This window comes from Prochlorococcus marinus str. MIT 0918 (genome assembly GCF_027359415.1).
Taxonomy (GTDB): Bacteria; Cyanobacteriota; Cyanobacteriia; order PCC-6307; family Cyanobiaceae; genus Prochlorococcus_E; species Prochlorococcus_E marinus_C.
On record NZ_CP114780.1, the window covers coordinates 1,382,450 to 1,408,665 of the forward strand.

Annotated in this window: 30 protein-coding genes and 1 tRNA gene; 15 read left to right on the forward strand and 16 right to left on the reverse strand. The window is 34.7% G+C overall.

What is annotated here, in order from left to right:
• Positions 1–12 precede the first annotated feature (12 nt).
• The gene (nadB, locus tag O5636_RS07465) at positions 13–1,683 is read left to right on the forward strand and encodes an L-aspartate oxidase (protein ID WP_269622181.1); all 1,671 of its coding nucleotides are present in this window, start codon (positions 13–15) and stop codon (positions 1,681–1,683) included.
• Between the two features lie 9 nt (positions 1,684–1,692).
• Here nadB and O5636_RS07470 read toward each other — a convergent pair whose 3' ends face one another.
• Entirely contained in the window at positions 1,693–2,634 is a 942-nt protein-coding gene (locus tag O5636_RS07470; protein ID WP_269622182.1) for a vitamin K epoxide reductase family protein, read from the reverse strand.
• Positions 2,635–2,745: 111 nt separating this feature from the next.
• Here O5636_RS07470 and rimO point away from each other — a divergent pair, with 111 nt between their 5' ends.
• Positions 2,746–4,164, forward strand: a complete 1,419-nt coding sequence (gene rimO / locus O5636_RS07475) for a 30S ribosomal protein S12 methylthiotransferase RimO (protein WP_269622183.1) — start codon at positions 2,746–2,748, stop codon at positions 4,162–4,164.
• Positions 4,165–4,419: 255 nt separating this feature from the next.
• Here rimO and O5636_RS07480 read toward each other — a convergent pair whose 3' ends face one another.
• From O5636_RS07480 to O5636_RS07500, 5 genes are all read right to left on the reverse strand, one after another.
• Positions 4,420–4,809, reverse strand: coding sequence for a DUF4346 domain-containing protein (locus O5636_RS07480; RefSeq protein WP_269622184.1), 390 nt, complete (start codon positions 4,807–4,809; stop codon positions 4,420–4,422).
• 180 nt (positions 4,810–4,989) lie between these two features.
• Positions 4,990–5,202, reverse strand: coding sequence for a hypothetical protein (locus tag O5636_RS07485; protein WP_269622185.1), 213 nt, complete (start codon positions 5,200–5,202; stop codon positions 4,990–4,992).
• Between the two features lie 41 nt (positions 5,203–5,243).
• Positions 5,244–6,404: a peptidogalycan biosysnthesis protein gene (locus tag O5636_RS07490; RefSeq protein WP_269622186.1), complete on the reverse strand. Its 1,161-nt coding sequence runs from the start codon at positions 6,402–6,404 to the stop codon at positions 5,244–5,246.
• On the reverse strand, positions 6,401–7,075 hold the full coding sequence (locus tag O5636_RS07495) for a RibD family protein (RefSeq protein WP_269622187.1): 675 nt from the start codon (positions 7,073–7,075) through the stop codon (positions 6,401–6,403). The genes O5636_RS07490 and O5636_RS07495 overlap by 4 nt, the downstream gene beginning before the upstream one ends.
• Before the next feature lie 9 nt (positions 7,076–7,084).
• Positions 7,085–7,990 (reverse strand): 6-carboxytetrahydropterin synthase, encoded by a 906-nt coding sequence (locus tag O5636_RS07500; protein ID WP_269622188.1) that lies wholly within the window; start codon positions 7,988–7,990, stop codon positions 7,085–7,087.
• A 53-nt stretch (positions 7,991–8,043) separates the two neighbouring features.
• Here O5636_RS07500 and O5636_RS07505 point away from each other — a divergent pair, with 53 nt between their 5' ends.
• Positions 8,044–8,601, forward strand: a complete 558-nt coding sequence (locus tag O5636_RS07505) for a shikimate kinase (protein ID WP_269622189.1) — start codon at positions 8,044–8,046, stop codon at positions 8,599–8,601.
• Here the strand turns inward: O5636_RS07505 and O5636_RS07510 are convergent.
• Positions 8,582–8,845: a chlororespiratory reduction protein 7 gene (locus O5636_RS07510; RefSeq protein ID WP_269622190.1), complete on the reverse strand. Its 264-nt coding sequence runs from the start codon at positions 8,843–8,845 to the stop codon at positions 8,582–8,584. The two genes, O5636_RS07505 and O5636_RS07510, sit on opposite strands and share 20 nt — an antisense overlap.
• Before the next feature lie 13 nt (positions 8,846–8,858).
• On the reverse strand, positions 8,859–9,584 hold the full coding sequence (locus O5636_RS07515; protein WP_269622191.1) for a glutathione S-transferase family protein: 726 nt from the start codon (positions 9,582–9,584) through the stop codon (positions 8,859–8,861).
• A gap of 58 nt (positions 9,585–9,642) precedes the next feature.
• On the opposite strand from O5636_RS07515, the gene O5636_RS07520 reads away from it, so the two are divergent.
• From O5636_RS07520 to O5636_RS07535, 4 genes are read left to right on the forward strand one after another with little or no spacing between them, the layout of a single operon-like run.
• A complete protein-coding gene (locus O5636_RS07520) occupies positions 9,643–9,849 on the forward strand; it encodes a DUF751 family protein (protein WP_269622192.1) in 207 nt (68 codons plus the stop codon).
• A 2-nt stretch (positions 9,850–9,851) separates the two neighbouring features.
• A complete protein-coding gene (gene rbfA / locus O5636_RS07525; protein ID WP_269622193.1) occupies positions 9,852–10,250 on the forward strand; it encodes a 30S ribosome-binding factor RbfA in 399 nt (132 codons plus the stop codon).
• 26 nt (positions 10,251–10,276) lie between these two features.
• Positions 10,277–11,887, forward strand: coding sequence for a glycoside hydrolase family 3 N-terminal domain-containing protein (locus tag O5636_RS07530; RefSeq protein WP_269622194.1), 1,611 nt, complete (start codon positions 10,277–10,279; stop codon positions 11,885–11,887).
• 35 nt (positions 11,888–11,922) lie between these two features.
• Positions 11,923–12,729, forward strand: coding sequence for a uroporphyrinogen-III synthase (locus O5636_RS07535; protein WP_269622195.1), 807 nt, complete (start codon positions 11,923–11,925; stop codon positions 12,727–12,729).
• A gap of 11 nt (positions 12,730–12,740) precedes the next feature.
• On the opposite strand, the gene O5636_RS07540 is transcribed toward O5636_RS07535, so the two are convergent.
• Entirely contained in the window at positions 12,741–13,202 is a 462-nt protein-coding gene (locus O5636_RS07540; protein WP_269622196.1) for an SRPBCC family protein, read from the reverse strand.
• 6 nt (positions 13,203–13,208) lie between these two features.
• Positions 13,209–14,669 (reverse strand): 9,9'-di-cis-zeta-carotene desaturase, encoded by a 1,461-nt coding sequence (gene zds, locus O5636_RS07545; RefSeq protein WP_269622197.1) that lies wholly within the window; start codon positions 14,667–14,669, stop codon positions 13,209–13,211.
• Between the two features lie 110 nt (positions 14,670–14,779).
• On the opposite strand from zds, the gene O5636_RS07550 reads away from it, so the two are divergent.
• From O5636_RS07550 to O5636_RS07560, 3 genes are read left to right on the forward strand one after another with little or no spacing between them, the layout of a single operon-like run.
• Positions 14,780–15,175, forward strand: a complete 396-nt coding sequence (locus tag O5636_RS07550) for a HesB/IscA family protein (protein WP_269622198.1) — start codon at positions 14,780–14,782, stop codon at positions 15,173–15,175.
• Positions 15,176–15,213: 38 nt separating this feature from the next.
• Entirely contained in the window at positions 15,214–15,633 is a 420-nt protein-coding gene (locus tag O5636_RS07555) for a tetratricopeptide repeat protein (protein ID WP_269622199.1), read from the forward strand.
• A gap of 1 nt (position 15,634) precedes the next feature.
• Entirely contained in the window at positions 15,635–16,843 is a 1,209-nt protein-coding gene (locus tag O5636_RS07560) for a lipid-A-disaccharide synthase-related protein (protein ID WP_269622200.1), read from the forward strand.
• An 11-nt stretch (positions 16,844–16,854) separates the two neighbouring features.
• Here O5636_RS07560 and O5636_RS07565 read toward each other — a convergent pair whose 3' ends face one another.
• Entirely contained in the window at positions 16,855–17,799 is a 945-nt protein-coding gene (locus O5636_RS07565; RefSeq protein ID WP_269622201.1) for a TIGR01777 family oxidoreductase, read from the reverse strand.
• Between the two features lie 87 nt (positions 17,800–17,886).
• On the opposite strand from O5636_RS07565, the gene ndhO reads away from it, so the two are divergent.
• Positions 17,887–18,138: an NAD(P)H-quinone oxidoreductase subunit O gene (gene ndhO, locus O5636_RS07570; protein WP_269622202.1), complete on the forward strand. Its 252-nt coding sequence runs from the start codon at positions 17,887–17,889 to the stop codon at positions 18,136–18,138.
• A 4-nt stretch (positions 18,139–18,142) separates the two neighbouring features.
• Here the strand turns inward: ndhO and O5636_RS07575 are convergent, their stop codons facing one another.
• On the reverse strand, positions 18,143–18,775 hold the full coding sequence (locus tag O5636_RS07575; RefSeq protein WP_269622203.1) for a J domain-containing protein: 633 nt from the start codon (positions 18,773–18,775) through the stop codon (positions 18,143–18,145).
• A gap of 26 nt (positions 18,776–18,801) precedes the next feature.
• Positions 18,802–19,770, reverse strand: coding sequence for a cysteine synthase A (gene cysK / locus O5636_RS07580; protein ID WP_269622204.1), 969 nt, complete (start codon positions 19,768–19,770; stop codon positions 18,802–18,804).
• Positions 19,771–19,880: 110 nt separating this feature from the next.
• Here cysK and O5636_RS07585 point away from each other — a divergent pair, with 110 nt between their 5' ends.
• The 4 genes from O5636_RS07585 (at position 19,881) to O5636_RS07600 (ending at position 22,269) form a co-directional block, all read left to right on the forward strand.
• Positions 19,881–20,144, forward strand: coding sequence for a hypothetical protein (locus O5636_RS07585; RefSeq protein WP_269622205.1), 264 nt, complete (start codon positions 19,881–19,883; stop codon positions 20,142–20,144).
• Between the two features lie 4 nt (positions 20,145–20,148).
• Entirely contained in the window at positions 20,149–20,847 is a 699-nt protein-coding gene (locus tag O5636_RS07590) for an ABC transporter ATP-binding protein (RefSeq protein ID WP_269622206.1), read from the forward strand.
• 43 nt (positions 20,848–20,890) lie between these two features.
• Positions 20,891–20,962: transfer RNA gene (locus O5636_RS07595), tRNA-Asn, on the forward strand.
• A 527-nt stretch (positions 20,963–21,489) separates the two neighbouring features.
• A complete protein-coding gene (locus O5636_RS07600) occupies positions 21,490–22,269 on the forward strand; it encodes a response regulator transcription factor (RefSeq protein WP_269622207.1) in 780 nt (259 codons plus the stop codon).
• 9 nt (positions 22,270–22,278) lie between these two features.
• Here O5636_RS07600 and O5636_RS07605 read toward each other — a convergent pair whose 3' ends face one another.
• The 3 genes from O5636_RS07605 to O5636_RS07615 are packed head-to-tail and all read right to left on the reverse strand — an operon-like array spanning position 22,279 to position 26,209.
• The gene (locus tag O5636_RS07605) at positions 22,279–23,241 is read right to left on the reverse strand and encodes a DNA polymerase III subunit delta' (RefSeq protein WP_269622209.1); all 963 of its coding nucleotides are present in this window, start codon (positions 23,239–23,241) and stop codon (positions 22,279–22,281) included.
• A gap of 8 nt (positions 23,242–23,249) precedes the next feature.
• Positions 23,250–23,888, reverse strand: coding sequence for a dTMP kinase (gene tmk, locus O5636_RS07610; RefSeq protein WP_269622210.1), 639 nt, complete (start codon positions 23,886–23,888; stop codon positions 23,250–23,252).
• Entirely contained in the window at positions 23,885–26,209 is a 2,325-nt protein-coding gene (locus O5636_RS07615; protein ID WP_269622211.1) for a heavy metal translocating P-type ATPase, read from the reverse strand. The genes tmk and O5636_RS07615 overlap by 4 nt, the downstream gene beginning before the upstream one ends.
• Between the last annotated feature and the right edge of the window lie 7 nt (positions 26,210–26,216).

The window sequence follows — 26,216 nt, forward strand, 5'->3', positions numbered from 1 at the left end:
CTTAAATATTTTATGAACTTATCTATTAATTCACATCCCATTCCTAAAGGGCCTTGGGATGTAATTGTTATCGGTGCAGGAGCAGCGGGTTTAATGACATGTCTTGAGTTGCCGAAGCATTTAAAAGTATTGCTTTTGAATCGAAATACTAGTAAAAGTTCAGCAAGTAGATGGGCGCAGGGAGGTATTGCAGCAGTCACTAGGCAAGAAGATAGCTTTCTATTGCATGCGGAAGATACGTCTAAAGCAGGGTGTGGTTTATGTGATATGGATGCTGTAAATTTTCTTGTGCAACAAGCTCCTCAATGTGTAGATAGACTTAAGGCATTAGGAATGGAGTTTGATAGAGATTCGAATGGAAGCTTATCTACAACATTAGAGGCAGCACATACTATTAGGCGTGTTTTACATGTCAAGGATCAAACTGGTAGAGCCTTAGTGGATGTTCTTAGAGAACAAGTCGAACAAAAGTCGAATATTCTTCATCGACGAGGAGTAAGAGTGACTCAATTATGGGTTGAAAATGATTGTTGCCGAGGTGTACAAGTTTTAGATGGGCCATTACTCTATTGGATACCTTCTCGAGCAGTGGTTTTAGCTACTGGTGGTGGTGGTCATTTATTTGCAAATACTACAAATCCTGCTCAAGCATGTGGAGAAGGTTTAGCTCTTGCTTGGAAAGCCGGAGCAGCTCTTGAAGATCTTGAATTTTTTCAATTTCATCCTACTGCTTTAACGCTTGAAGGACTTCCTTCTTTTTTGATTTCGGAAGCAGTTAGAGGAGAAGGGGGTGTATTAGTTGATTGTCATGGGAATAGCCCTGTTTCGCATCTGATAAATAAAGATTTAGCTCCAAGAGATCAAGTTAGTCGTGCTCTTCAAAACACGATGCAAGCTCAAGGAGTCAGTCATGTAGGACTTAATTTAATGGGTATTCCTTCGCAAAAACTTTATTCACGTTTCCCTGCAATTATTCAAAGATGCAGAGATGTTGGAATAGATCCATTAAAACATTTAATTCCTGTTGCGCCTGCCGCTCATTATTGGATGGGTGGTGTTGCAACAAATTTAAATGCCTCTACTTCACTTCCAGGACTTTATGCAGTGGGAGAAGTTGCATGTACTGGTTTACATGGAGCTAATAGATTAGCAAGTAATTCTTTGATGGAATGTCTTGTTTTTGCTAAGCAAATGTCATGCATTGAGCTATTAAGCTCAACATTTTTAAATGTTGATTTTAAAGATTGTCAAGATATTCAATCTGATTTAATAATAGATAAAACTTATGATGAACATCATTTAAAAATTGCCATTGAAGATTTAAGAAAGTTATTTTGGAAAGAAGTAGGTGTGAATCGCTCTCAAAAAGGTATGCAAATTGCTGTAAATTCAATAAGCTTAGATTTTGATAATTTATCAAAACATCCATTGTTAAATTTGGTTAGCAATCAAAAACCTAATATTTGCAATTCTTTTAATGAAACTAATCGCAAAAATATAAATCTTGCTCTGGATTTAAATCATCGTCAATTAACAAGCTTATTAACCTTAAATGCTTGCTTGTTTAGGTCTGAAAGTAGAGGAGGTCATTATAGATTAGATTCTCCTATACCATTACCTTATTGGACGTGCCATTCAAGTCAAGTAAAAGGAAAGACGATCTCTACAAGAGCTGTTAGATAATAAGATAAATTAAAAGTCTCGTGAACCAGAATAGCCACTCATATTTGCTAATTCATTTAAACTCTTCACCCCAGTTATTATTTGACCATTTATTTCCCAGGATGGAAAGCTAGTTATAAACTTGCTTTGGCACAGTTCAAATTTGTTATTTTTCCCATCTTGTGCACATTCAATTAAAATCAGACTCTTTGTTGCTTCATTGCCAAATAGTTCTTTTTGTTCATGACAATGTGGGCACCAATATGCATTATATAAAATAATATTTTTTTCAGTTAAATATTTTGCTAGTTCAATTGATGCAGGCTTACTCTTGCTTTCGACTTGGGGTGAGACTCCTTGGCTATTAATAGATACTTCTGTTTTGTTTGGGTTGACTGAAGATGACCAAATTAAACCTCCTAACAATACTATTAGAGATATAATTACTCCTCTAACAATCAAGTCTCGTCTTTCTTCCCAGCCCCCTCCAATGATTGTTAAAAGTAAAATAAAGCTCGAAATTAAAGCTGATAGAATACAGAAAAAACATAAAGCTTTTATTTGTATGACCATTATTCCCATTAGCAAAAAGCTAAAAGCAGTCATGCAAGTTGAAATACAAAATAAAGACCACCATGCGATTCTTGAAAAATCTATTTTTTCTCTAGTTAACCATGGGAAAAATGGAATTATGGAAAGTATAAGTACTGTTGAGTAGCCTAAAAAACCTATAAAAGATAGAGGAACCGAAAAATTATTTAATTCGAAAATAGTCCCCCAAGGACTATTTAAAACTTGATCACAGCCTTGTGCATTTCCAGGGCAAGCAAGAGAAGTTATGACCCCCCATCTAGTTAATGTTATTGAAGCTGTATCAATGACACCTATTGTGGCCAATATCCCAATAAGTATTTTGGCTAATTTAGATCCTTGATCTTGTCTTCTTCGACTTTTAAGACGTGTTTTCCCCATTAGTTATTTGATTGCTAAAGTAATTCTTGCAGTTTTCATGAGCTTGGTTTTTTTTAATTTAGAACGGTCATATTACTTTTATGGTCATTGATTTTGTTCAGGATTTAAACAATGATTGAAGAAGACTTTAAGATCAAACCCATAAAAAATACTAAGTCTTCCTCAAAAAATAATCGAACAGTTGCGTTTGTCCATTTGGGATGCGAAAAAAATCTTGTGGATACTGAGCATATGATGGGGTTATTGGATCAGGGTGGGTATTTAGTAAGCACTGATCCTTGTAAAGCTTCTCTTGTAGTTGTTAATACTTGTAGTTTTATACAACCAGCTAGAGAAGAGTCTGTTCGCGTATTGGTTGGATTAGCAGAGGAAGGTAAAGAAATAATTATCGCAGGATGTCTTGCTCAACATTTTCAAGAAGATCTACTTAGATCAATTCCTGAAGCAAAAGCAATTGTTGGCACTGGAGATTATCAAAATATTTTAAATGTTTTAAATAGAATAGAGAAAGGGGAAAGAGTTAATCAGGTTTCAAGTACTCCAACTTTTGTTGGTGATGAGAGATTGCCGCGTTATAGAACATCGAAGCAATCAGTTGCATATTTAAAGGTTGCAGAGGGATGCGATTATCGTTGTGCATTTTGTATTATTCCGAAGTTAAGAGGGGATCAAAGAAGTCGGTCTATTGAATCAATTATTACTGAAGCACAAGCGCTAGCTAAGCAAGGGGTTAAAGAGTTGATTTTAATTAGTCAAATAACTACTAATTACGGACTAGATATTTATGGTCGTCCTTCTCTGGCCGATCTTTTAAGAGCTCTTGGAGATGTTCCAATTCCTTGGATTCGTGTCCATTACGCTTATCCAACGGGCTTAACTTCTGAAGTTATTCAATCATTTAAGGAAGTCCCAAATGTTTTACCGTATTTTGATATTCCTTTACAGCACAGTCATCCTGATGTTTTAAGAGCGATGAATCGACCTTGGCAAACTAATTTAAATAAAGCTTTGCTGGACAGTATTCGAGAACAGTTGCCAGATGCTGTTTTTCGAACCTCTTTAATTGTTGGATTTCCAGGAGAAAGCGAATCCCATTTTGAAGATCTTGTATCTTTTGTGCAAATCCAAGAATTTGATCATATCGGTGTATTTACCTTCTCTGCAGAGGAAGGTACCAAAGCAGCAACTTTGTCGAATCAAATCCCTATAGGTATTGCTCAGGCTCGTAAAGATAAAATCATTTCGATACAGCAACCTATTGCTGCTAGAAAAAATCAAGAATGTATTGGAAGGACTTTAGATGTTTTAATTGAGAAAAAAAATGATGATATTGGCGAAATAATAGGAAGATGCTATCGCTTTGCTCCAGAAGTTGATGGAACAGTAAGACTTAGTTGGGATGAGCATTCCAAACAACTAATTCCAGGGATGATGGTCCCTGTATTAATTACAGGCGCAGATTTATATGATTTGACAGGTAAAGTTGCCAAAGTTGAGGATATGGTTTTTACTGCACAAAACAAACAATAATAAATTTACTTCAGTAGATGAAACAACCTCTTGATGATGGTGCTCCCTTTACGTTATTCGATTTAGTAATGACCTGTTTTGTCACGGATTTGCTAGATAAGTTTGATTGCTTTTAGCAGCTTGCTGATAGCTAGTGCTGCACCTAGACCACCGCCAACAAGTGCTAAATAAAATAAAATTCCCATTTTTGAAAATCTTTTCTAAATATTAGAACAGATTCAGGATTTTTTTCTTAATTTCTATTGTTTTACGACTTTAGTCTTGAATATAAGGTTTTCCATTGATTAGACAGTCTTCGGCTTTTTGTAATTCTCTGCCAAGATATAGAGCATGGTCAAGTTTACTGATAGTTAAAGGCGGATTTTCTTCAGTGATTTTTATTCCCAGCTCTTTTGCACTTTTTCCTTTAAAGATTTTGGTTGGAGTTCTTTTACTGATACCTGTGCATTTAATTGGTTCTCCTGTGATGGGATCAGTTGCGATTCCATTCTCATTAATATCGTTACTAAAGTGTTCAACTATTAATTCACTGGATTCTGAATTTAATTTAATAATAAAATATCCTTTAGGATCTAATTGAATAAAACGTTGAGAATAGTTCTCATCAATATCATTGATAACTTGGGCCTGATTCTTTTGGACCATAGCCTTATTGATTCATTGGTATTATAAATTAAATTAAAAATAAATAATTTTTAATTTGCTTAAAGAAACAATTCCTAAAGTATTATTTAGTTCATTATTGGAAATTTCATATTGAGTTTGTTTTGGTCAACTATCATTTTTCTTTATTTCGAACTTATTGATTAATCATTTAGAATCAGTTTAATGGGAAATTAAATTTTTGAGAAATACTAACAAGAGTAAGTTGATGACAATAAATGAAATATAAACAAGTCTTGGCCTTTTTAATCCTTTTGGAGCAGTTAATTCAATACCAAATAGTTTAAATATGGTTTGTTGATCGTCATTATCATAAGCTAAAATTCCTTTATTGAACTCTTCTTTACTTTCTTTTGTGGGATTATTTTCATTCATAAAATTTTAGATTTATATATAAAAATCTTAATTGGATTTTTTTATTCTTTAAAAGGAACTTCATTATTTGATGCATTAATTTCCTCAGTCATTAAATAATTAGCTTTGGGAAGCCATTCTCCTATAATTTTTTCCATATTTGTATCATACCAACGGTGAAGGCTTAAGCGAGGGGTTGCTAAAAAGCCTCGTCTGCGTTTTTGAGTCCCACCTGCTCCGGGATCAAAATTTTTTATGTTATTTTGAATTGCCCATGAGATTGGAGAGTAGTAACAGAGTTCGAAGTGAAGATTTTTTATATTTTCTTTACTTCCCCAATATCTACCCCATAATTTTGTCTTATTTGTAATGCAGAGAGACATTGCAATAGGATTTTTAGGGTTATTACGATGAGCATTAAATAATACTATTTGTTCTTTTATATTATTTCCTAATAATTGATGAAAGAATTCCTTTGTAAGATATTTGCTTCCCCATGGACCCCACTTAGAACAATGTTGCTCATAGAAATTATACATTAAACCTATCATTTCTAAATCAATCTCTTTACCATTTAAACTATCAACAGTAATACCATTATTTTTTATTGATTTCCGCTCTTTATTTATATTTCGCCTTTGATTAGAATTAAACTTCTCTAGGTATTCTTGAAAATTTTTTTCCCTATGTGAAGTCCATAAACTTTGCTTATTTATCCATTTTAAATAATTATGACCTTCTAAATATTGTGCCCATTTTTTATCAACATATAGGAAATTACAACTTAAAATTTTATTTTTTATAGCAAATTTGTCAATTAAACTTAGTATTTTTTCTGTTATTAATTTATGGTCTTTATTATTCGCAATAAAAAATTTGTATCCTTCTACTGGGCTAAAAGGGCTCATTCCTATTAGTTTTGGATAATATTCTAGACCTAATTTCAATGCAAGATTTCCAAAAGATTGATCAAAAATAAATTCACCAAAGCTATGATTTTTTAAATATAAAGGTGCGAAGGCGATAAGTTTATTGTCTTCCCATAGAGATAGATGTAGAGGTTGCCATCCATATTCATTTGATACACTTTTTGACTCTTCAAGGCAATTTAACCAATTCCATTTAAAGAAAGGGATCACTTCATCAGTTAAAACACTTTCCAATGCTTTTTTGGGGATTTCTTTAATAGATTTGTGCCAGCAGGCAGATATATGTGATGTCAAGTTCGATTTCTTAAATATATAACCATAATTTCATTTTCCCCTAAATTTTCTATTTCTTTGATTGTCCATCCTTTAGCTTCAGTTATTTCACTTGGAAGATTCTTGATGTTTGATGGTATCCAAGTATATTGCCCACCAAGTATTTTTGGAGTCAGAGTAAATTGTAATTCATCAATTTGATCTTCTAATAGTAATGAACTTATTAGTTTCGAACCTCCGAGAAGTAGAAGCTTTGTATAACCTTTTTTCTTGATTTCTTTCAGAGTTTCTTCCCATGTGGGTTGCATACAAAAATTGTGAATAAAGTCATTTTCTATAAAATAGTCTGACTTTAAATTTGGATTTATTAGACCCCTTTCTATAGGTTGTTGAAAAAATTCCCATGTATTTGGAAACGAAGTTTGCCTACTTACTATTAGAGATAATGGTTGTTTTGTTTGACCATTTGCTTGGCGTTTATTAATTAATTTTTCATTATGAATTAGACATGTATTTTTATGAGCTTTCAGTGTTCCACTTCCCATTAAAGTAGCATCACACCATGCTAAGGCTTTCTCAAGAGCTTTTCTGTCTCCAGTTCCTCCTAAATTGCTTTTGCCTCCTTTGAACTCTGCGAGACGGCCGTCTAAACTAATTGCTATTACTAGACGAACCCAAGGCTTTGTAGTCAATATTATGAATTAGCTTTTAATTTGTATATTATTTAATTCATTATTTTCTGCATATACCTCTGCAGCATTATTAGGACTTTCTTGTAAACGGACTTTATGTAGATTGGCTCCTATCTTTTGAATTGGCTGGTTTAACTTGTCTGCTATATGAAGAGCAATATTCTCTGCAGTTGGAACACAGCTTTGAAAGTGTGGGATGTCTTTATTAAGAAAAGTATGATCAAATGGCTCTATAATTAAATCTTCTACTAATTGTTGAAGTGAGGCAAGATTGCAAATCATTCCTGTCCTAGGGTTGATATTTCCTCTGACAGTGATATCTACATGATAGTTATGTCCATGTCCATTGATCCGTGCACATTTCCCATATATTTTTTCATTTTCTTCTAAGGAAAGCTCTTCTCTAGCTAATCGATGAGCAGCGGCAAAGTGTTTTCTAATAGTTAGAAATGCTTCCATCTGGTTCCCAAAATAGTCTGCCCATAGACTTGGTTGTTCATAAAGTCTTAGAGACTTTAAAGGTAAATGCTGTTTTAATCTTTTCCATATTACTCTTATTAATGCTTCTGTTGTTGGTAGACAGCCTATTGATTGTGATATATCAAATTCTGGCCATGCTTGGTTTAAGGAACGAAAGTTTAATTGATTTGTTATTTCTTCTTTAATTGCATGTTTTACATCAGAAAGGTTTAGAACCATTCCATCATTATTCAGTTGTCCTTCCATCGAAACGATTAGTTCATAATTATGCCCATGACCAGGAGCTAAGGCACACTCACCAAAACATTTTGAATTATCATCATCTGATAACTCTGGGAGCCAATATCTGTGACTAGAACTAAATATTGCCCGACGGGTGATAACACAGTTTCTCCCTAGGCCATGTTGGTTTCTAGATGTGACCTGATTCTCCATTTAATTTTCACATCGTTTCATCATTTTAATGATTTCTATGCTTTCCTGTTGTTATGACTAATTTATCGAGATCAAAATCTTTAACTAAATTATTAGGTGGTCGAAATTTATACCTTGTTGGAATGATGGGTTCAGGGAAGAGTAGTACAGGGCCTTATTTAGCTAAGTTAATGCAATATGGTTTTGTTGATCAAGATGATTTGATTGAACAAGTGGCTAAAAAATCTATTGCTCAAATTTTTGGAGAAGAAGGTGAAAGTAATTTTCGAGATATTGAAACTCAAGTACTTAAAGAAATTGGTAAGAGACATTCTTTAGTTATATCAACTGGGGGAGGTGTAGTCCTTCGCTCTGAAAACTGGGGGATATTGCACCAAGGAATAGTTATTTGGATTAATACCAGTCGAGAAAAATTACTTAAAAGATTGGAATTCGATCAAACTAATCGACCTCTTTTGAAAACACATGATATTGATTTAATACTCAAAGAACGTCATCGTTTTTATGCTGAATCTGATTTGCAGATATTTGTTGAAGATGAAAGCCCTGAAGAAGTCGCTTTTCAAATTTTTAATAAGCTACCAAATATCATTAATAATCAGGACGACTAGTTCTTACTGCATACCATTCAACAGTAAAACCTGGGTTTATTTCTAAATTACATGCAGTATCTAATAATCTTTTAGCAGCTTCTTTTTTAGATGATTTATTTTGTAAATCTTTAGGCATAAATTCTAATTTGTTTAACCATTTCTCTAACCATATTAGTGTTTCGTCAGCAGTGAGGAATTGCTCATTTTTACTAGGTTCCAAGACAACATAATTTTCGCAATCTCGGATAATTGGATCAGACATTGTGTGAGTTAGGTTACAGGTTTGCTGGATCGGTTTCTAAAAGTTTTTTTTCAAGTTGATCTCTCCAATTAAATAATGATTCCAATTCCGGATTGTCAGTGAAGCCAGGACAACCTTTGTGGCACAGTTTTGTGCCAGAAGATATTGGGAATCGAAGTAAGGACAATTGTGCTGCGACTGCTATATCGGCAATGCTTAATGTATTACCAACTAACCATTCATTAGAAGAAACTGAGATTGATAATTTTTTCAAACTTGTCATCAATGCATTGCTTTTCTCTTGAGATATTAAATTGGTGAAATTGTTCATGAATTTATACGGTAAATTCTTTATTAATCCATTAAAGGACTGTGGGAAATATTCTGGGAAGAGAGCTGCTCTTAGAGAGCTGTCTATGGAAGTAGCTTTAATTAACTCCAGTCGAGCAGAATCTGCAAATGTAGTATCTGCCCAATCTTCAATAATTTGAACTATGGATGCTTCTTGAGGGTCTTCAGGAAACAACGGAGATTCTTTTGTAATATTTTCCAGATATTGAATAATTGCACTGGAGTCTGCTATGACGTTTTCTCCATCTTTAAGAATCGGTACTTGCCTTTGTCCAGATAGTTTGAATACGTCAATTTGTCCTAACCCTGGTGTGATTTCAACAGTTCTGTAACTGATTTTTTTTGCCGCTAAGCCTAAACGAACTTTTAAACAAAATGGGGAATGTTGAAATTGATAGAGTTCCAACATAAATTTTTCGGCCAAAGAAGCTCAGAGTAGCTATTAAGGGTATTAAAGGACCATACAAATGGGCGAGTTTTTTTCTAATGTTTCTAGATATCCTAAATATCTCATAACAATCATCCTTGGTGTTTTTGCTTCTTTTCTTGATCCATTAATTCGTAGAAGTAAGAATCCTATTACTGCAATATCTCTTGTAGGAGCATTCATAAGTGGATTTTTCACACTATTTTTTGTTGTGAGAGGAATGGTTTTTCCTTCATCGTTGCTTTAATCATGGCTCAAAGTCGACGTGTTGAAAAAGTATCTGCACTTATTCGAAAAGAAATGAGTGAGCTACTGCTTAATGGTATTAGAGACCAAAGAGTACAAACAGGAATGATAACTATTACAGATGTTGAGGTTTCAAATGATCTTCAATATTGCAAAATTTTTGTAAGTATTTTTGGCAATCAAATTGATAAAGAGAAAATTTTTGCTCATTTGGAAGCATCACAAACGTTTCTCAAAGGAGAGTTGGGTAGAAGATTGCAAATGAGGCGAGCACCTGAAGTTGTGTTTAAGCTAGATAAAGGAATGGAAAAAGGTACTTCAGTACTAAACCTTTTAGATAAATTAGACGCAGAAAGAAAAAGCAAAAATATGAATTCTGTATCATCAGAAGATTTACTTTGACAATAAAAACAGATCTGAGACAAAAAGTGGCTGAGCTATTAGTGGTTCGGGCGAGTGGTTATGCATACGATTCTCAACGCAAATATCCTCAATTTGAGTTATCTAATCAAAGTTTAAAACAACTTTTAGGAGAAGGTGTGGGAGGAGTAATCTTGTATGGAGGCAGTGTGAATGAATTAAAGGAAAGAACCAATATACTTAGAAGTTGGTCGAAGTACCCAATCCTCTTATGTGCTGATGTAGAAGAAGGGGTTGGGCAGCGTTTTGAAGGAGGATCTTGGCTCCCGCCTCCAATGTCCTTGGGTCTTAGGTATTCGCAAAAGCCTAAAGAATCACTTGTGTTGGCTGAAGAATATGGGAAATGTATTGGCAATCAAGCTAGACGATGCGGTTTGAATTGGGTTTTGGCACCGGTTTGTGATGTAAATAGTAATCCATTGAATCCCGTTATAAATATGAGAGCCTGGGGTTCAGAACCCGAGGCTGTGGCAGCATTGACTAGTGCATTTCATAAAGGCTTGGTTGGGGAAGGTGTTCTTAGTTGTGCTAAGCATTTCCCAGGACATGGAGAAACTAGAGTTGATTCACATATGGATTTGCCAATCATTGAGAATGATATTTCTAGGCTTAATGATTTAGAGCTTATCCCTTTCCAAGCTTTGATTAACCATGGCGTCAATAGTGTGATGACGGCTCATATTCTTTTTAAAAATATTGATTCCTCTTATCCTGCTACTTTTTCTAAAAAGTTTTTACTAAATTTGCTTAGAAAAAAAATGGGGTTTGATGGAATTATTGTTACTGATGCTTTAGTGATGAAAGCCATTACTAAAAGATATGGATGTGCTGAGGCTGCAGTAATGGCCTTTGAGGCTGGTGCAGATTTAATTCTTATGCCTGAAGACCCTATGATTGCAATTAATGCAATAGTCGATTCATTAATCAGTGGAAGAATTTCTATAAATAGATTAGAGACATCTTTGTATCGAAGAAGACGAGAAATCTCTAAGTTGCAGAAAACTCTTTCAAAATTGATTTGTAGACAAAGTTCTTTTCAAAGTAAAGAATTCGAAGATACAAATCATTTAGACTTAGCAGATAAGATGATTGATATGTCTATAGAAATTAAACATTACTCTTATATCGATAGTTCTCACAATCAAATTAATTTAGTAAGAGTAGATAGTTTATCTTCAACTCCAATTCTTACTATTTCATCTCCTGCATTAATTATCCCGAAGCGATTGGGCTGCAAAAATATTATTTATCATCCTGATGGTGTTAACCCTTGGCAGGCAAAACCTCAAGAGCCATTGGCTATCGAACGTTTAGGTAGAGGTCGAATCTTATTGCAATTCTTTGTCCGCGGTAACCCTTTTATAGGTAATCAGGAAGACCTTTCTCTTTGGATTGCAGCTGTTAAGCAACTACAAAAGAATCACCTTTTATCTGGCTTAGTTGTATATGGGAGCTTTTATTTTTGGAAAGAATTACTTGAGATTTTAGATTCTTCTGTGCCTGCAGCGTATACTTCTGGCCAAATGCCTAAGGCACAGGAAAAACTTTTGCAATCTTTTTTGCAAACTAAGAAAGAGATTGTTAATACAAACAATACGTTTATAGATTTTACTAATTAAATGAAATTACTATTTCATTGTTTCATTAAAAGCTTATGAATACTGAGTCGGATCTACCTTTAACTGGGAAGACAATAGTTATTACAAGATCACAAGATCAACAAGCTGAAGCCCGTACTCTTTTTGAGGAAAAGGGAGCAAGAGTATTAGATCTACCCGCTCTTATTATTGGCCCTCCAGATAATTGGGGATTTTTGGATAATGCTTTATTTGAGTTGACAGACTTTCATTGGATTATTTTTTCTAGTAGCAATGGAATTACCGCTGTTGAGAAACGATTGCAATTATTAGGAAAATCTCTTGCAAATAGACCAAGGAATTTGAAAATTGCTTGTGTTGGAAGAAAAACTGCTAAGAAGTTAGAATCGCTTAACCTATCGCCTGATTTTGTACCACCAGAATTTGTAGCTGAAAGCTTGATAGAACATTTCCCTGTTTCAGGGCTTGGATTAAAAATATTGATTCCTAGAGTTCAAAGTGGAGGAAGAACTCTGCTAGCAAAAGCCTTTGCTGAAGCAGGTTCTAATGTAGTTGAAGTGCCTGCATATGAATCAAAGTGTCCTTTAAATATCCCTAAAGGGACTGTTTTAGCATTGCAAAATGGTGAAGTTCATGGAATTGTCTTTACTAGCGCTAAAACAGCAGCTCACACATCTCAATTAATGAATAACTCTTTTGGGGAAAATTGGTTAGATATATTATCAGGAGTTAAAATTATCTCTATAGGACCTCAGACTAGTATTGGATGTAAAAAATATTTTTATAGAATTGATCAAGAGGCTCAAGAATATAATCTTGAAGGTTTAGTATTAGCTGCGGTGCAATCTATGAAAAATAAATAACCTAGCTCGATTTAATTTTTTCCACGACCACTTTCTACTAAACTTTTAAAATTGTCTAGATTATTTTGTAATTCATTAGTTACTAATTTACCAAGCATATCTTCCTTCATAAATCTTGCTATAGCTTTAGGTAATTCATAAGAAATAATCAATTTTATACTAGTATTGTCATCTTTTTCTTCATAGAATCTCACAGAACCTTTAGTAGGTAAACCACCGACTGAAGCCCATTCTAATTTTTGTTTGTCGACTCTCGTATTAATTTTAGCTTTCCATTTAAAACGGAATCCATTGGCAGCTAATGTCCATTCTGTTAAATCTGGAAGGGTTTTTGTTTCGTCGTCAATTGTTTTGACTGATTCAATCCACGTCATCCACAATGGCATTGCATCTAAATCACTCCATACTCTCCATACCTGATCCACAGGTGCTTTGATTTCACTAAAGACAGTATGTTCAAGCCATTGACCCATGTCGATTTAAGAAACAGAAGAATTTTTTTGTAATTTGCTTGGTTCACCAAGAATTGCTGAAGCTGCTAAATGCCCACTCATTGTTGCACCTTCCATAGAGTCTATATAATCTTGTCGCGTATAACTACCTGCTAAGAAGAAGTTGATTATTGATGTTTTTTGCTTTGGTCTAAATTCCTCCATTCCAGGTGATTCTCGATATAGAGATTCAGTTAGTTTTACTACATTACTCCATACTAATTTGAGATTTTTTGATGATGGGAAAAGTTCTCTAACTTGAGAATCAGCATGAGCAACTATTTCTGTTGAGGACTTTGGTATCCATGGATCACCAGGCGTAAGAACACATTGCAAAAGAGAACCAAGGTCTTCTTTGAAATAATCTTCTGGACTTGTCAGAGCTAGGTCAGCAAAGCAACTGAAGTCTGCATCAGCTGTATATAAAAGATTGTCTAGACCAAGAGGGTGCTTGAGATTGGTTTGAGATGATTGTTTGTTTAGCTCGGTAACCCATCCGTTATATCGTAATTGAACAGTTGCAACTGGTACTGCTTGTAATTTTTCAATTGATGCAAATTCTGAAAAAACATGCCATTGCTTTGGAATGATTTTTTTAATACCAGGTACATCGCAAGCTGCAAGATAGTTATCAGCTGTAATTATCTTGTCTCCGTCAGGAGTATTCAGCAGTATTTCTGTAACTTTAGGGTTGTCAAGATTGTCAAAATGGATTTCTTTGACTCTATGTCGCAAATGAAGTTTTCCTCCTCGTTGTTCGATGTAATTTAGAATTGGTTTAGTTAGCCATTTATGTGGAGATCCTTTTAGAAGATTTAATTTAGATGCCTTAGTTTTTGTTGCAAACATTAAAAAAATTGTAAGCATACATCTGGCTGAGATTGTTTCACAATCAATAAAACCTAATGCATAAGCAATTGGATTCCACATTCTTTTTATGCTATTCAGACTTCCACCATGATTTATAAACCATTCTTGAAAGCTTATAGAATCAAGTTCTCTTATGGTTTTCATGGCACTTTTGTAATCAATTAGACCTTGAACAATTGGACTTGTTCCTAATGCAAGAGCATTCCTTAACTTATCAATCCAATTGAGTTGTGGAGTAGTAAAGAATGCTTTAAGGCCATTAAATGGTGCTCCAAGAGGAAATCTAAAATCTAGAGATTTGAGTTCTCCTCCTTTGTTAACAAATAAATGTGTATGTTCTTTTGGTAATAAGTTTTCTTTTGCACCTACTTTGTCCATGAGAGCAAAGAGATTGGCATAGTTAAAGAAAAAGACATGCAGCCCCATTTCTATATGATTCCCATCTTTATCTTCCCAGCTACCTACTTTTCCTCCTAAGAAAGGCCTAGCTTCAAAAAGATCAACTTGGTGTCCAGCGTCCACAAGGTCTACTGCTGCTGAAAGACCTGCAAGTCCAGCGCCAATTATTGCAACTTTCATCGCTTTATTGGAAAGAGCTTTTTAACAACATGAACAATAAACGAAATGTTGTAGAAGACAAAATTGAATGTTTATTAATAAAGTGACATTAAGGTATAGCTAAAAATCAAATGAGTAGTTCTCCATTGCAAAATACAGCCCCCCACTCTGCTCAAGATGGCAAAGGAATATTAATTACGGAATCTGCTATGGAACAATTGGCGAGACTTTGTAAGGATAAAGGTTCTGGCCAGTTGCTTCGTGTAGGAGTTCGTTCTGGTGGTTGTAGTGGTATGAGCTATACAATGGACTTTATTCAGGCTGATGATATTGATAAAAGTGATAAGGTTTATGAATACAGAACAATTGACGGTTCAGGTTTTAAAGTTGTTTGTGACCCTAAAAGCTTGTTATATATTTATGGTATGCAATTAGATTTTAGTAATGAATTAATAGGAGGAGGTTTTAACTTTACGAATCCCAATGCTACTCAAACTTGTGGATGCGGTAGTTCTTTTGCGGTTTAAAGACTTAGAAAAGCTGAATTAAATTATTTTTTTATTTTATGGATTCCAGTCAAGATAGTCTTTTTGAACAAGCCATGTCCAGGTATCAATCTGGTGTACATGCAAGTGAGTTAATAAAAGACTTTGAAATTATTACTGATTCATCTCCTAATCATTCAGCAGGCTGGACTTGTTTGGCTTGGTTGCAATTACTATGTAATCACAATCAAGATGCTTTGAAGTCTGCTCGCATTGCAGTTAAATTAAATGCTCAAGATCCTCAATCAAGGATTAATTTAACTCTTGCTCTTCTCGCAACAGGCTCTAAGGGAGTAAGGGAACATATTGAATTTGTAAAAAGAGCAATGCTAATAGTTCCAGAGCTTGAAAAAGAATTGAAATTGTCTATTGAAGATGGATTACATCGTAATCCTGATTGGAGTGGGTTGAAAAAAATTCAACTATGGTTGGGCCTTTGATTTGGCCAACTTACTTCTCATAAGCAATGGTCATGGAGAAGACTTATCTGGTGCATTGATAGGGTTAAAGTTGAAACAGCAAGGACACAAGATTGATGCATTTCCTTTGGTTGGTAAAGGGAATGCCTATGAGAAAAGAGGTATCACTATTCATGGCTTAAGAAAGGAATTTAGTACAGGAGGGCTTGGCTATACAAGCCTCATTGGTCGATTTACTGAGTTGTTTCAGGGACAATTATTTTATCTTGCCTGGAGTTATTTGAGATTATTAACTATTTCAAGGCATTATGATTGCTTAGTTGTTGTTGGTGATGTAGTTCCTGTTTTTGTTGCATGGCTGAGCCATGTACCCTCCGCTGTTTATCTAGTTGCTTATTCTAGTCATTATGAGGGCAAATTAAGATTGCCATGGCCTGCAGCACAGTGTTTGAGAAGTAAAAGGTTCCTCAGGATTTTTAGTCGTGATAAATTAACTTCCGAAGATTTAAGTAGACAATTAAATAGACCAGTTGTTTTTTGTGGTAATCCTTTCATGGATGCGGTGTTATCCCCTAAAGAACAATTGCCTAAGAAAACTTTTCGTTTGGGTTTATTGCCAGGTAGTCGCAGACCTGAATTGGAAACTAATTTGCTAATGATTCTTAAAGTATTGGATTGTTTGCCGGAATCAATATTAGTGAATCCAACTATTAGCTTTGATATGGCTTTAGTAGATACGCTTGAAAACCATGAATTAATTGCATTAACAGCACGGCATGGGTGGCATGTAATTAATAAGGACAATCAATTACACTCAATAACCTTAAATAAAGGTTTGTGCTGCCTAACAGTCTATCGCGATTCTTTTGTGGAACTTTTGCAAAGTAGTGATGCATTGCTTTCAATGGCTGGAACTGCAGCTGAACAAGCCGTTGGTCTTGCCAAACCAGTCATTCAATTACCTGGTTTAGGTCCACAATTCACTCCCGCTTTTGCGGAGGCGCAGAGACGGCTGCTTGGTGAAACTGTCTTCTGTGTAGAAACAAATAAAGCTCATGAAAGAGACATTTTTATCGAAACAGCTACTTTAATCATGATGATTTTTTCTAAATTAAATGAAAATGATCATCTGAAAATGCTATGCCATAAGCAGGGTCTAGCTAGGCTTGGGCAAAAAGGAGGAACGCAACTTATAGCAGATTCTATTAGTAGTCTTTTGCCGGGAAATTAAACTATGAAAATTTATGATGTTTTTGAGGATGTAGTGATATTTAATAAAGCATCGGAGAGATTTCGATATTGAAATTGAAACCCTTTTTTTTGTAGGCGAATAGGGAGAACTTTTTGCCCTTCAAGAACGACTTTAGCCCCGTCACCTAATAGTAATTTTAATAGATATCCTGGGACAGGTAATAAATTTGGCCGATTAAGGGTTTTGCCCAAAGTCTTTGAGAATTCAGACATGGTAACAGGGTTGGGACTAACTCCATTAAAGATGCCTTCCCAGTCTTTTTTTGTAAGCGCAGTCTCAATGATTTTACAATAGTCACTTCTATGTATCCAACTCATCCATTGCAGTCCATTGCCAATAGGTCCTCCAAAGCCTGCGCGAAAAACAGGGAGCATCTTACCTAAAGCTCCTCCATCTTTTTCTAGAACTATCCCTGTCCGAATAATAGTTAATCGTGTTTTTTTAGGTTTCATGCTGGCAATTTTTTCCCATTCAAAACATAGATCAGCTAAAAAGTCTTTACCCTGCAAACTTTCTTCTGTATAAATGCTCTCTCTACTTGTTCCATAAAAACCTATTGCGGATCCATTGATTAAAACTTTTAAAGATGTTTTTAGTTCTTTAATTGTTTGGATTAACAATTCAGTTGTTTTTAATCGACTATGTATAATTTTTTCACAATGATTTTTGCTCCACCTTTTTTCTGCGATAGGTTCGCCTACTAAATTAATGACCCCTTCAGCATTTTTAAGAGCTGTTTGGAGTTCTGTTTGTTGCCAACTTAAAGAAGTCGTGAGATCAGCTTGTATGTAGTTAATTCCATCATTATTGTGGACTGGATTGACTTTATTTTTTTTCTTTCGACTAACTATTGATAGTTGATGACCGGAATGGAGTAATTTTGGGACTAATCCTGACCCAATAAAACCTGTACAACCAAGAAGAAGTAAACGCATAACAACTCATTCCATATTAATAGGTTTAAGATTTAAAATTAATGCTAGAAATTAAATACTGCTTACTCTAGAACCAATTTTTTTTTGATGACTGAAAATCCTTCTACTGATAACACACCAAAACTTTTTCGTAAGGGTACTTTAGTACGAGTCAATCGTTTGGCGTATCAAAATAGTATTGAGTCAATGGCAAGTGATGATATAAGTCCGGAATATATATTTGAGGGGCCAGGGGAATTATTAAGTATTAAAGGCGATTATGGTCAAGTACGCTGGCGAAGACCAGTCCCTGATGTTTGGTTAAGGATTGATCAATTAGAACCCTGGACAAAATCTTAATTATTTAATTTAAACAATCTTGGTTCAGTGCTAAAAGCTGTTTTTTCGCTTTACGAAGCATTTCATGGCCATCATGCAGATAAGTTTCTACGTAACCTGATGTATATCGCTCTAGCTCGATAAGACCATCTTCTATTTCAGAAAAACATTGATAGAGGGTAAGACTAAAAGTTCTTGCTGCAAGAGGTGTTGAAATTGATTGATAAATTTCTTTGATTCTTTTAATTTTTCCTTGGCTGTTTGATATGTACTGACAGAAGTTTGCCATCAGGACATCGTCATATGGGTCAGCCGAAAGTTTTTTTAATTGTTTTGGAAAAGCATTGATAATTTCATTCATTAATTTGTCTATTGGTTTATAGACATCTTTCAACCATATCGAGATTTCGATATCTTGTTGAGAACTTTCTTTGTAATGTGCTTTGACTTTGACTTTTTCAATATTTAGAGTAGCCTTTTCCTTTTGAATATTCTTTTCTTTTAATAATTTCCAAGCTGCATTTATCTTAATGATTGTTTTTTGATCTCCTCCAGTATCTGGGTGATATTTTTTGACCAGAGCTCTATATACAGATTTTATCTGTGGAAAAGGTGTAGTTGGAGTTACTCCAAGAATTGTGTAAGGATCATCTTTCATAAATGATTAATATTTTCAAATTATTTTTATATGCAACTGTCTCTTTTTGGATGCAACGAGGAAAGATTGTTGAACATAGCTGTGGATAAATATCTTTCTCCAAAACTAGGCAACACAACTACTAAACGTTTCTTTTCCATTGTGGGTCGTTTACCTATTTTTAAGGCAGCAGATACAGCTGCTCCACTACTAATACCACTTAGTAGTCCTTCTTCTCTGGCGAGTTGTCTACCTATTTCCATTGCCTCTTGATCAGCAACTTCTATTATTTCATCGATTAATGAAGTTTCTAGAACCTTTGGAATAAACCCTGCACCTATTCCTTGAATGCTATGTGCACCAGCTTTTTTCCCTGAAAGGACAGCACTTGATGATGGTTCTATTGCAGCGACTAGTAATTCAGGATTTTTACTTTTTAGAACTCGTGCACATCCAGTGATTGTTCCACCAGTACCTACTCCTGCTATGAAGGCATCAATTTTGCCTTCACAATCTGACCATATTTCCTCTGCTGTGGTTTTTTCATGAATTTTTGGATTAGCAGGATTATCAAATTGTTGTAGAAGATATGCATTTGGTATGGAATTAACTAATTCTTTAGCCAGATCAATTGCACCCTGAATGCCATCTTCCCCTGGCGTGAGTTGAAGCTCAGCTCCATAGGCACGAAGCATTGCTCTTCTTTCTGTACTCATGGTTTCAGGCATTGTGAGTATTAATCGATACCCTTTTGCAGCTGCAACCATTGCTAGAGCAATTCCAGTATTCCCGCTTGTTGGTTCTATTAAAACTGTTTTGCCAGGTCTGATAGTTCCTTGCTCTTCAGCTTCTACAACCATTGCACCAGCAATACGATCTTTTACAGATGCAGTTGGGTTAAAGCTTTCTAATTTTGCGAATATCTCTGCTTTACATCCATAAGCCTTTGGAAGACGGTTGAGTTTTACCATTGGGGTCTTCCCCACTAAATTTGTTATGTCAGATGCAATTGGCATTATTTTTTTGATGGGTTGACTTAATTAGGACATGCAAAGTGAATTGATTTATATCTTATTTTCACTTATGGCAAAAAATCAATAAAATCAATGAGTTTGAGAATTTACTTGTGTATTCAATTGAACTAGCTCTGAAAATGAGTCCAATTCCATTATCGGTTCAACGTAAGGAATTAAGAGATGCAAGCGCTCTTTACAATTCTATTAAGCAATCATTACAAACTGGAGTTCCTAAAGTCTTAGAGATTGATTGTGAAAAATTGAAAGATAAGAAGATAGCTATTTTACTTAGTGAGGTTTTAGCAGTTCAGATTTATGAAAAGACTGCTGGGATAGGTGGAAATAGAAGACCAGGCTTTTCTTTAGATCAATAAAAGAATGGGAGATCAATCGAAAAACATTTTGTACGGCAAAAAAGATTTACCTAAATTAAGGCTTCAAAGCATTTCTTTTTCTTGGCCTAATGGTGTTGAGGCCTTAGTTGATTGCAGCTTTTCTGTCCCAAGCCCTGGGTTATGGATGATTGTTGGGGGTAATGGAAGTGGTAAAAGTACATTGTTTCGTTTAATTAGTGGGTTAATTAAAGCTCAATCTGGTGAATTTTATTGTGAGTTGAAGTCAGCTTTAATGTTGCAAAACCCAGACCATCAATTGCTTTTACCAAGCTGTTCAAGTGATTTGTTGTTAAGTATTTCCGAAGGTTTAAATCATATTCAAAGAAATGAACAGATCACTAAAGCTCTTAAACAGGTTGATCTTGAGGGAATGGCAGAGAGGCCAATTCATACTTTAAGTGGAGGTCAAAAGCAACGCCTTGCAATAGCTGGAGCTTTAGCCAGTCAGGCAGAATTATTGTTGCTCGATGAGCCTACTGCTCTATTGGATCCAGTCAGTCAAAGTTCTATTTTGAAAATAGTTAATAGAATTTCTAGAAAATCTAATAAAAAACCAATTACTGCATTATGGATAACTCATCGTTTGGAAGAGCTTACATATTGTGATGGTGCTGCAATTATGCAAAAAGGTCGCATTGGACAATGGTTTTCAGGGGATGAACTAATTAAGAGATTAAAGTGACTTGCGGTATGAGGGTAATCAAGGTTAGGTTCTTTAGGTGCTTTCCTCGGTAGCTCAGCGGTAGAGCGATCGGCTGTTAACCGATTGGTCGCAGGTTCGAATCCCGCCCGGGGAGTTTTTACTCTGTCAAAAGACCTCTTAAGTGATACGGGGGTATTCTTGGGAAATATTTTTATTCAAATCGACCTAGCTATTAAGCTATTGATTGTTTAGATCATTACATTTCTGTTTGCATAGGGCTAGAACAATAATTTTTCTTTAGAGATAAAAAAGAGTTTTTATGCAATCTCTTTTGCATATGCACTTCAAAATTTCGAATGTACGATTCAAAAATCTTTTTTAAATTTCTAATATTCCTTGAAAAATCATGAACATGTTGGGAGAAAAATATATTTCCTTTTTAAAACATCTAGCAAAAATCACCCAATATTTGATTCGAAATTGGAAGAAATTATAAAGCTTAGGTTGTTTATTTAGGCCCTTTTGAATTCAAAACCCTTTCATTGCAATGTCTTCAAGTAGGAATGCATCTTTTTGAGGGCTTTCCCAATTCTGCATTAAATCGGAAATCTTGAGAGAATCGTACAAAATCTGAATCATTAGTAATTTTATGACTAAGGATTCGTATTCGAGACTGATCTAATGAAGCCTTGCATTTTGCTAATTGAAGATGACAAGGACATGCGTGAATTAGTTGCAGGTCATTTAGAACACACTGGTTTTGATGTGCAACGTGCCGAAGATGGGATTAAGGGACAAGCTTTAGCTCTTCAATATCAGCCTGATTTAATTCTTCTAGATTTAATGTTGCCAAATGTAGATGGGTTGACTCTCTGTCAACGTTTAAGGAGAGATGAACGAACAGCATCAATACCTATTCTTATGATTACAGCTTTAGGTGCGACAAAAGATAAGGTCACAGGGTTTAATTCAGGTGCAGATGATTATTTGACTAAACCATTTGACCTTGAGGAGCTTCATGTAAGGATTAAAGCCTTACTTAGACGAATAGATCGAGCACCTTTGGGTAGTAGCAGTCATCCTGAAATTCTTAGTTATGGTCCTTTAACCTTAGTTCCGGAGCGATTCGAAGCCATTTGGTTTGATAACCCAGTTCGATTAACCCACCTAGAATTTGAACTATTACATTGTCTGCTTCAAAGGCATGGTCAAACTGTCCCTCCGTCTTTAATTCTTAAGGAAGTTTGGGGTTATGAGCCAGATGATGATATTGAAACCATTAGAGTACATGTTCGTCATTTAAGAACAAAGTTAGAACCTGATCCACGGAAGCCTATTTTCATTAAGACTGTATATGGTGCAGGTTATTGTTTAGAATTGCCTAAGCAGTTGGATCAGATCAATCAATTGAGAGGTTTAATACTAACAAAGATTAATAAGACTCAAACAAACAATAATTGATTAGTTTAATCAATTATCAATGATATCAATTAAGGCTATTTCCCATGCGATTTTTTGGTTGATAGATGATCTTAGATGAGTTTTTAGTTGCTCTAATCTTTTTATTTTATTTATATCTAATTGTTTCCTCCAGTAGAAATGTTGCATCCAATCAATCAGCCAAATTTGTTGTTCAGAATTCAGTTCATCAGTGATATTCTTTGCAAGCATTAATGCTTTTAGTTGTTCTTTAGGAAGATCAACACTTTTTGATAATATTTCTTTAGGTATGTTTTTAATTAGATTGATGTTTTTGATTAATAGCTCAGGCGAGCCTTGAGAAAGAGCAATTATTTCTTCTTGTATGCTCTTGGAATCAAAGTCTAATTTTTCACTGTACTCATCTAAGGTATTCTTTAATATTTCAGAACTAAATGGCTTGAAGGCAATTCTTTGACACCTTGACTTTATAGTATTTATTAGTTTATCAGGCATTGAAGAGATTAATATAAAAATAGCATTAGTTGGCTCTTCGATGGTTTTTAAAAGTGCATTAGAAGCAGATTCATTTAGTAGGTGTACATCCTCTAATAAAACCATACTGATAGTTGATTCTATAGGTTTTTTTGTTGAGAACTTTTTTATTTCTTGGATCTGATCTAACCGTATTTGAGGGGAAAGATGGCTCGATAAATTTTCGCTTTTAGCAATGGATTGTGTAATAATTTTCCCTTGGTATAAGTATGTAGGCTCTATAACTAAGAGATCTGGATGTTGCATATTCTCTAATTGCCGCCTTGTCTTAATAGAGTTCTCTTCTTTATTAATAATTCCTTCAAAAAATCTCATAGCAATTTCTTTTTGCCCTACTCCTTTTGGTCCTGAAAATAGATAAGTAGGTGCTATATGATTTACTTTTAAAGAAGCAAGTAATATATTAGTTGCCAATGGTTGATGAGGAAAATCTTCGAATAAACTATAATTGTTAGACATTAAAAATTTTATTTCTTATTTTCCAAAGCTTTGATAATAACTTGTTCAATATTTTTGCTAACAATTTCTTGACTTATATTGGAGGGAATAGTTATCCAATTATTTTCTTTTGCAATAGAAGTAAAACCTTGTCTAACACGATTTAGAAAATCTTCACCTTCTGACTCTATTCTGTCTTCAGCTTGATTCTTTCTTCTTTTCATACTCTCTGCAATTGAAATATCTAAGAAAAGAGTTATATCTGCTTTGATTCCGTTTGTAGCAATTTTTTCTAATTGCTGAATCAAAAGTTTATCTAAGCCTCTTCCAAAACCTTGGTAAGCCATAGTTGAGCTGCTAAATCTGTCACTAATAACCCAATCTCCTTTTTTAATTGCTGGAAGAATAATTTGGTTAATATGTTGTGATCTATCTGCAGCATATAATAATAATTCTGTTAGTGGATCTGGCGACGCTTCTTGTGTTTTTCTAAGTAGTAATTTTCTTAAGGATTGCCCTAATATTGTTCCTCCTGGCTCTCTAGTTTCAATTAATTTCTTTCCTCTTGGAATTAATCCACTAGTTGGAAGCCATTTTATAAGATGTTTCATTTGTGTAGTCTTACCGCATCCATCTATTCCTTCAAGAACAATGAATAATCCCTTCATAATGTCCTAAGAGATAATGCATTTATTACGACAGTCATTGAACTTATAGCCATTAATAATGCTGCAAGTGGTGGAGATAAAAGAATCCCATATTTCGGCAATAGAATTCCAGCTGCAATTGGCAGAGCAATGATGTTATAGCCAAATGCCCAAAAGAGATTTTGCTTTATTTTTTGCATGGTTTTTTTAGCTAAGACGAATACTTCTGGCAAGCTTTCAAGACGATCACCTAGTAAAACAAGATCAGCTGTATCTTGTGCAATTTGCGTACCTGTTCCAATTGCAATTCCTATATCTGCACTAGCAAGAGCAGGTGCATCATTAATTCCATCACCTACCATTGCTATTGGACCAAATTTTCGATGATGTTCTAATTTATACAGTTTTTCTTCTGGTAATAATTCCCAGTCTAAAAGATTCTCTTCAAAACCTAATTCATTTCCTACTTTAATAACAGAACTTTTTCTATCTCCACTCATTAATATTAACTTATACCCTTTATTTCTTAATTGATTAAGTGATGTATTTGCATCAATCCGTAATTTATCATCAATAATAATTAGACCTAAAAGTTCATTATCTCTTGAAATTGCAACCATAGAATTATCTTTGTATTTTGAATTATTTAATTTCTTCCTAATTTCATTGTCAAACTTTGTTAATTCTGTGAGCACCCAATCTATTTTTCCTAGCTTAATGATTCCTTTCATCTCTTCTATCTCTCCAGTGATTCCTTTGCCAGGAAAATCTTTTGAATTGACAGTATTTAATAGTTTTAAATTATTATTCTGAGCAGCTTCTAAAATTGCGTAAGCTATTGGATGCCTACTATTGTTTTCTAAACTGGCTGCTATTTGTATTAATTCAGTTTCACTTTTAGTTGATAAACATTCTAGTACTTTTGGTCGACCTAAAGTTAATGTACCGGTTTTGTCAAATATAATTTGTTTAATTCCAGCAGCTTTTTCAATCACATCTCCACCTTTAAACAACCATCCTTTTTGAGCTGCTTTCCCCGTAGCCACAGTTATTACAGTTGGAGTAGCTAATCCAAGTGCACAAGGACATGCAATAACCAATACAGCAATAGAAAGTTGGATTGCAAGACCTATTGGAGTTTGAGCTTCTCCTCCAAGTGAAGAATGTAAAATATGTTGATGGCTATTAATGAGACCTTGCCCTGATGAATTTAAAACTTCAGGCCAGATAAATGAACCAGCTTTCCACCAGAAAATAAATGTAGCTATTGATAGCCCTACTACCCCATAACAAAATTTCCCTGCTACTTCATCTGCAATTCTTTGAATAGGTGCTCTTCTTGCTTGAGCTTGTTCCACTAAATTAATAATTCTTGCCAAAGTTGTTTCTGCTCCTATTTGCTTAACTTCTGCTATGAGGGTTCCATTGAGATTTAATGTACCTGCTTTTATTTCATTACCTGGTTCTATCTCAATAGGTAAGGGTTCACCAGTAAGACTTGAACTATCAACAGCTGAATTCCCTTCGATAACAATTCCATCAATTGGGATACGGTCTCCAGCTAATAATTGAATTTTTTCTCCAACTTTTAAGGCTCCTACTCTTACTTCACGAATTTGAGTTTTATTGATGTAAAGCCTTGCTATCTCAGGTTGTAATTCGGCCAATTCTTTTAAGGCTTTACCAGTTCGAAATCTTGCTCGCTCTTCTAAAAATCTACCTAGTAATACAAATCCTAAAAGCATTACAGGCTCATTAAAAAAACAAGGCCATCCAAACTCAGTCCATATAAGTGAACTCAGACTTGTTAAATATGCACTCATTACTCCTATGCCAACCAGAGAATCCATGTTGGGAGTTAGATGAGAGGCTGCTTTCCATCCGCTTTTGAGAATTGCTAATCCAGGTCCAAATAATGCAAATGTTGCAAGAGCAGCATGAAAAGGTAATGTTCCGATAACTGGTATTGGTAGTTTTCCTCCTTCAGATAAATGGCCAAGAACTGATAGAAGCAGCAAAATCAATGCGACCATTAATTGCTTCCATTGTTTCCAAAGTTCTTGTTTTTGATTTATTTCAATACGTTGTTGGAATGCATTTTTAATTCTTGTTTTTGCAGGGAAGCCTCTATTCCCAAGTTCTAAAAGGATTTCTGCAATATTTGTGTTTTCATTTTCAAGCTCTATTAATGCAGTTCTTTCTACTAAGTTGACACTTGCATTCTGAACATTTTTATGATTCAGAAGAGTTTTTTCTACTGTTTTGACGCATCCACCACATTTCATTCCCTCAACGTCTATTAAAACGGAGTTTTTTGCATTGAGTTTAGTTTTAGTACTCAAGGAGAAA